Below are 1,209 nucleotides of genomic sequence, written 5' to 3' on the forward strand. Positions count from 1 at the left end.
TACTTTGGGACCTTAGCTGGTGGTCTGGGCTGTTTCCCTTTCGACTACGGATCTTATCACTCGCAGTCTGACTCCCAGAGATGAGCAGATGGCATTCGGAGTTTATCTGGATTCAGTAAGACGTATGTCCCCCTAGTCCAAACAGTGCTCTACCTCCAACGCTCTCACTCTGAGGCTATACCTAAATATATTTCGGAGAGAACCAGCTATCTCCAAGTTCGATTGGAATTTCTCCGCTACCCACATGTCATCCAAACATTTTTCAACATGTCCTGGTTCGGTCCTCCAGTGCGTCTTACCGCACCTTCAACCTGCACATGGGTAGGTCACTTGGTTTCGGGTCGACGACATCTGACTCACGCCCTATTCAGACTCGCTTTCGCTACGGCTCCGCTTCTTCAGCTTAACCTTGCCAACTATCGTCACTCGCCGGTCCATTCTACAAAAGGTACGCCATCACCCATTAACGGGCTCTGACTACTTGTAAGCACACGGTTTCAGGTACTCTTTCACTCCCCTCCCGGGGTGCTTTTCACCTTTCCCTCACGGTACTTGTTCACTATCGGTCACTAGGGAGTATTTAGCCTTACCAGATGGTCCTGGCAGATTCCGACGGAATTTCGCGTGTTCCGCCGTACTCAGGATACTCTTAGGTATATAACGTGTTTCGTCTACGGGGCTCTCACCCTTTACAGCTGGCCTTCCCATGCCATTCGACTACACCTTATAAGTCCACATTAGAGTCCTACAACCCCGACGTGCATGCACGTCGGTTTGGGCTCTTCCCGTTTCGCTCGCCGCTACTCAGGGAATCGATTTTTCTTTCTCTTCCTGCAGGTACTTAGATGTTTCAGTTCTCTGCGTCTACCTCACTTGCGTGTAACAGCCATTAGCTGTTGGGTTCCCCCATTCGGAAATCTCTGGATCTTAGCTTACTTACAGCTCCCCAAAGCATATCGGTGTTCGTCCCGTCCTTCATCGGCTCCTAGTGCCAAGGCATTCACCGTGCGCCCTTTGTTTCTTAACCACATATTTCTCGCGCTATTATTACTTTTTAACTCTGTATTTCTACAGACTCGGTCAATTCTTTGGTTTATGATTTAATTTCGATTAAAATTATATCTTCATTTAAGAAAATTGTTCTAATACAATCTGTCGCATCGACGGATTATATTAGGTGTTGATATTCAGTTTTCAATGAGCTAAGTT

Annotated in this window: 1 rRNA gene; it reads right to left on the reverse strand. The window is 47.2% G+C overall.

Annotated elements, in window-relative coordinates:
- Positions 1-1,027, reverse strand: a 23S ribosomal RNA gene (locus tag ACEN31_RS11525); the annotation flags it as partial.
- Positions 1,028-1,209 lie beyond the last annotated feature (182 nt).

Origin of the sequence: Ruoffia sp. FAM 26255 (assembly GCF_045528525.1) — a bacterium.
GTDB classification, from domain to species: Bacteria; Bacillota; Bacilli; order Lactobacillales; family Aerococcaceae; genus Ruoffia; species Ruoffia tabacinasalis.